Below are 6,165 nucleotides of genomic sequence, written 5' to 3'. Positions count from 1 at the left end.
GTGTGCTTCCATGAGGAAGCAATGTGCAGATACAATCCGTTTGAAACTGATCAAGATTGCCGTTAAGGTAGTCAGATCAGGTAGATATATTTATTTCAAGCTGTGTAGCAGTTGTCCTTATATATCTGAGTTTCATGAAACTCTAACAAACATAAGCGGCTTACAGCCACAGCTGGAATAGCAACTAATAATGTACCTTGATAACTTAAAAATCTGTATTTCTGATACATAGGGATAGTCTACCCTTTTTTAGGACTAAATCCCGCCTGTTCTAGGCATCCATTTCAAAAAATCGGATTATGGATCAGATTTTAGGAAATTAAGTTGTCATGAATAATTCAGGATAAATATGCATTATCAGCTTCAATGCTATCTATTTGATTAGCTCTGCTGTAAACAAACTGCTCTTCATAGCCATAATCAAAATGCCTGCCATAGCTGTTCTGCGTATTTCCTAGAACATAGTCCGAGTCTAGATCAAATGCAAATAACACCCATATTTCCGTAACATCTTTTGAACCAGGCCATGCAGTATCAGGAGTAATATAATATCTATCGCATTCTATGTCTTTCATACGATAAGCTGCGTCAAGTACATACCTGGAACTAGCCTCTGGAACATAAAAAGACCTTTGATAAACTGTAGCAAAATCAAATACAAGTAATGCTCCCATTGCTAAATACACTGCCATAGTGATAGCAAATAACCGCTTTGAAGCATTCCATATACATCTGATTCCAATCACAATAAAGATTATCTGAGCATAATAGAAAATATTAAAACGTCTGATTAGTCCGCTTAAGTTCGTCACTACACCTTCACACAATGCCATAATAAACCAAAACAGCACCATACTAAAGAAGCGGCTATTCTCATCCCTCTTTGTTGCCTTATACCAAGTATATACAAAGCCTATCACAGCAACAGGTACCATGCACAAGAATGCAGTTCCAAAATGCTCGACATTATCCCACGGAACATACTCCTGCTGAAGAATTGTTATGCCAAATATATATTTGATATTCCTGATAAAAAAATCCAACTTATCATCTACAAAAAAGAGAATATCTCCAGCACGTTCATTCTCTACAAATGCAGGCAACGTAAATGGTCCCAAATGTATATCTTCCTGCACACCTATGACATTTAATATCATTGTTGCAAAAAGAGGTCCTGAAGTAAGTATATATATGCCCATACTTACCAGCACTTCTTTGACAGTAACTATCTTATTACACACAAAGTATATTGCCACAAGAACCAGAAATACAGGAACACAGTACAGGGATACCGCATATCCATGCTGACACAATCCCATAAATATTATTCCAAGCCATAAATACTTTTCTTTACCATTCTTTGCAAATAAATACAGCAGGAAAAAACCAATTATAAACAAATGAGGAAATGCATTGCAATCCAACGCGAAATGGCTCTGAACAAAATGCCACGGATTTAAGAGACAAACAGTTAACGCAACAATTCCCATTTCTTTTCCCAATGCACTTCTTAGCAAAAGCCAAAAGAAAATTGCGCCAATCATACTGAGTATCACTGCCGCGACACGTACAGAAACTTCATTCATTCCAAATAGCTTTATAAAAGGGATAAGGTAATATATCAGGAAAGCGCTTTGCTCAGATGTTCCCCAAGCATACATATGAACAGGCCAAGTAATACCATGATGATCATAACCATGTATAAGCAAACTCTTTGCATCATAGGATGACATAGCCTCATCCTGCATAAATCCATCTGGGAATGCAAAGACGCGAATAGTGAAACCTATTAGCAATAGAAAAGCCACTACCAATCTTTCATGCTTTACCAAAAAAGAGTTTTCGTGTGCCTCTGTTCGTATCTTCCCTCCTGCCATAGCAAGCCTATACAGACTAAGAATTAATACAATTATTATGCATAATAGGCTTGCACTATTTACATATATCATAAAGCTTATCTCCAACCGCGCCTAATTCTGCATAGAAATACATCAGGCGTCTTAATATATTACATAGTCTTCTGATACATGATGAACTTCTGTACCTTCATATACATCTACATAAACATCATCAACAATGTAGTGGCATATCTCGTCATAAACAGTTATTCCAAAACCATTACACTCTTTAGTGTAATCATTACCATTTATCATATATCCTTCAAATAAATCGCCAGCACTTTTTAGTCCTACAAAATCAACTCTGCCCTCAAATTCTCTGTAAATGTTGTACTCTGTTGCTCTTTCAGTACTTACATCCACCTTGCCATTCCGAAGAACAGCAAGTCCTCCAGCGTTATATTCAGCTCCCAATCCCATGCTGGCAAAATCGGGTATTCCATCATATCCCTCTATTACCTTATAGTTTCCATTAAAAGAAACTATTATAGTGAATCTATCAGTATATCCGCTTAAGCTCTTCAAATAATCTCCAAGATTATCTATCTTCTTGAGGTTAAAAGTAATCTTCCTGTCTTCAACATATCTTGCATGAGTATCCCAATCTTCATATCCAGCCTTGCCAGCCTTATCTGCAAATACATAATTAGAAACAAGATACTGTCCTAGTGCATTAGTCACTTTAGTAGCACCAAGGTCGTTTAAATGATTGCCCTCTCTTAGATCTGTTGCAAAATCTATTCCACAAGACTCATAATTCCTGTAATAATCAAGGAAAGGAATTCCATTTTCAGCGAAATAATCTGATAGATAGTTCTGTCTTCTTTGTTCAAAAATATTAGTATCTTCCAAAACAAACGGCGCATGGAAGAATACTAGTTCCACACCATACTCCTGGCACAGGCCAATTATCTTGTTGATATAGTACATATCTATTTCAGGAACCTCTTCCCTATCATCTACTATAATCGGAGGTTCACAAGGCAAACAATCATCGCTTCCGTTATATCCTCTGTTATATGTGCGTTCCTGAATAAAATCAGTCTTGGCCAGTTCCTTGTATCTTGAGTGAACTATAGGCATTCTGAATAGCATTTCTTCTAAGTATTCTCTTGAATATCCCTGGTCGGAAGCAGTTTTGATAGCCCACTTCACATAGTTCATGGAATAATCTGTTGTAAGTGCAGATAAAGATAATGTTCTGTCTGGATTACTATAGTTAATAAAATCCAAGGTCTCAACTAGTGCTACTTTTGGCTTATTCTTTTTAAATGCATCCTGCATAAAAAGATATGTACCGTCAACCTCCTGACTTCCAGACCACAGCGTATAACTAGCGATGCCGTAATCCTCCCATAAAATACTATTATCCACTGTACACACAGAATGTGATGCCCCAAATATAGCAACGTCAACAGGAACCTTTATATCATCATAAGCTTCTATACCGCCACCATTTCCGATATCCTTTTTTCTAAGCACATTGTAGCAGCCGCTAAATGCAAGTATAAATACTAGCACAAATGCTGTTATCTCAATTATAATCTTTCGTTTATCACTCATTTCCAAACAACTGCCCCATAAAATCCCATGTAATAAATACATATGCCATTAAATACACTATTGCTACAAGTGTATAATTTACATCAAAACTAAATAAAAACTTTCCATACGTGCATGCTGATACTAAATGCATACCAAGAACTGCAGGCAAAATCCTATGTCTAAAATAGATTGCAACATATGTAAGCACTATTATCGCCAAATAATCATATCTTTCGTGCATACTTGGCAGAAATTCAAAGCATGTCATAACTCCCCAACCCAAGAGATAGAAAAACAACTTGTCATTCCATTTTGGCTTTTTAACAACTATTGCAAGAACCAAAGCTGCAAAGATACTGATTGTAATAGCCATTGCTACATGATGATACATATACTCGGAAAGCCCGAGATTCCATATCCCCGGAGAATTAATAGTCATCGCCCCATACTGCTTGGTCTGTCTATAATATGTACCATACACTCTGGTAATACGTGCACCACATAGAATTGCCGGTAGCCCTGCTATAGCATATATCCCAGGGATCCACAGGAACTTAATCACACTAAACTCTCTCAATACAAAGTAAGCTATCAGCAAGAACGGCAATATCAAAATCGTCTGCATTTTGAAGGAAAATGCCACGCCCAGAATAATGAATGCTACATTATACTTCCTTTTAAGAAAATAATATATTCCACAGAGAATTATTCCAGAATATACAGAATCACACTGTTTCCAGATGGCACTATTAGCAACCACCATAGGAAGTATCAGCGAGATAGCTGCTACAACCTTTACACTCTTTGCCTCAAGACTGTTCCTGGCACCTTCATATCCCATCAAAAGCATTACTATCTTGTAGATATAAAAGGCCATCACATAATCAAACACATACGAGAAAATGCAGATAAACCAATAGGCGTCAACATCAAATCTGGAAGCCAATATTAACAAAAGATTATATGGCACGTAGTAGTTTCCAATTCCATTTGAAAGACATTCCTTAACGCTAAGTCCCCTGTAATAGTCTACCCATACTGAAAGCTCTGACTTATAATCAGAGCCTCCATTAGTAATATCCACAAGTGGTGTATACAGGCGTCTTAGCCAAACAGACAATAATATTACAACAACTAATACTATTTTATCTAAATTATTTTCTAAAAAATTCAGAAGCTTTTTTTCAAAATTCGACATATCCGTCCTCTCCTACCAAAAGCTAAAACTGGAAATATATGAACTCCTTAGAATCAAATCCAGGCCCATACTGTCCAAAAACAATTGTGAAAATCAAAAGTGCTACAACTACTACCACTCTGAATACCGCATATTCTCCCATTAAGTACTTGCCAAAATGTAGACCCTTTCTAACACGGATAAAATCTACAACTACCAAGATCATCATGCCGATGGCAAGTATCCACATCTCAGTAATATCAAGTCCATAAGTATAAATGGTCCCATCAAATAATTTCCACCAGTCACCTCTGGTAAATAGCCTGTAAAAGAACGTATATGCCTGCCCGAAAGAATCAGCTCTAAAGAACACCCATGCCGCATCTGCAATAAGCGTCACAACAGCAGCTCTGCAAAGCATAAATCCGACATTTTTCTTATTAACTCCCATATATTCATCTATTCTGCGTATCCATGGCTTAAGGAGATTCTCTATTACAAGCAGCACTCCATGCATAGCCCCCCAGAAAACAAAGGTCCAATTTGCACCATGCCACAAGCCGCTGCAGGTAAATACTATCAGCAAATTCAGTAATTTTCTGGCCTTGCCATTTCTATTTCCTCCAAGCGGAATATAAAGATAATCTCTAAACCAACTGGAAAGAGAAATGTGCCATCTTCTCCAGAAATCAGTGACAGAAGTAGCAAAATATGGCGCATCAAAATTCTCCATAAGAGTTATGTTAAAAAATCTTGCAGCGCCTATAGCTATAGTAGAATAGCTTGCAAAATCACAATAAATTTGAAGTCCAAAACCAAAGAAGGCCATTAAAAAACCAACGCTGCCATACATATACACGTTATCATAGACATTATCCACAATGACAGCCACTCTATCAGCAATCACAAGTTTCAGGAACATTCCCCAGGTCATCAGGATAAAGCCTTCCTGAATCCTTCTGATATCAAGAATATCCCTTCTGCTCATCTTGGACAGATTATCGATCTGCCCCAGGAGATTGCCACTTCTCTCAATTGGTCCAGTCACAAGCTGAGGAAAGAATGACACAAACAGAGCATATCTTATAAAGTTGCGCTCAGGAGCAATTTTACCTCTGTAACAATCAATTGTATATCCCACAGCCTGAAAGGTATAAAAGGATATTCCTACAGGAAGAATAATATTAAATGGATCAAAACCTCTTCCTGCCACACGCATCACAGATCCAGCTACAAAGTTAAAATACTTAAAGACAAACAAGATTCCAAAGTTAGATAAAAGACACGTTGCAACTATCAGTTTCTTTTTGGCTTCTGAAGCCTGCTTTTCAAGCAATAGTCCACTTACATAGGTTGCAACTGTAGAAAATAATATCAAAACTATACATCTGTAATCCCAGCACATGTAAAAGAAGTAGCTGCACCCCAAAAGCCATATCTGCCTGAGTCTCTTAGGAATAACTAAAAAAACTAAAAATACAATTGGGAAAAAAATAAGAAAATCCAAACTATTAAAAAGCACTGGTTAAATCCCCTATCGCCCAT

5 protein-coding genes are annotated in these 6,165 nt (G+C 37.1%); 1 reads left to right on the top strand and 4 read right to left on the bottom strand.

The annotated features are described in order from the left end of the window. The coding region (locus BLO53_RS17160) for a transposase (RefSeq protein WP_176757148.1) at positions 1-181 on the top strand (181 nt) is incomplete at its 5' end. A gap of 157 nt (positions 182-338) precedes the next feature. Here the strand turns inward: BLO53_RS17160 and BLO53_RS17155 are convergent. Genes BLO53_RS17155 through BLO53_RS17140 form a run of 4 tightly spaced genes read right to left on the bottom strand, consistent with a single transcriptional unit; the run spans position 339 to position 6,142 of the window. Further along, entirely contained in the window at positions 339-1,949 is a 1,611-nt protein-coding gene (locus tag BLO53_RS17155; RefSeq protein WP_092064435.1) for a glycosyltransferase family 39 protein, read from the bottom strand. A gap of 51 nt (positions 1,950-2,000) precedes the next feature. Continuing rightward, positions 2,001-3,461, bottom strand: a complete 1,461-nt coding sequence (locus tag BLO53_RS17150) for a hypothetical protein (protein WP_092064432.1) — start codon at positions 3,459-3,461, stop codon at positions 2,001-2,003. Continuing rightward, on the bottom strand, positions 3,454-4,641 hold the full coding sequence (locus tag BLO53_RS17145) for a hypothetical protein (RefSeq protein WP_092064429.1): 1,188 nt from the start codon (positions 4,639-4,641) through the stop codon (positions 3,454-3,456). The genes BLO53_RS17150 and BLO53_RS17145 overlap by 8 nt, the downstream gene beginning before the upstream one ends. 22 nt (positions 4,642-4,663) lie before the next feature. Beyond that, a complete protein-coding gene (locus BLO53_RS17140; protein ID WP_092064426.1) occupies positions 4,664-6,142 on the bottom strand; it encodes an MBOAT family O-acyltransferase in 1,479 nt (492 codons plus the stop codon). Between the last annotated feature and the right edge of the window lie 23 nt (positions 6,143-6,165).

Origin of the sequence: Butyrivibrio sp. INlla14 (genome assembly GCF_900102515.1) — a bacterium.
Lineage (GTDB): Bacteria > Bacillota > Clostridia > Lachnospirales > Lachnospiraceae > Butyrivibrio.
The sequence above is the reverse complement of the archived record's forward strand: the minus strand, read 5'-3'. Positions and strand labels throughout refer to the sequence as shown.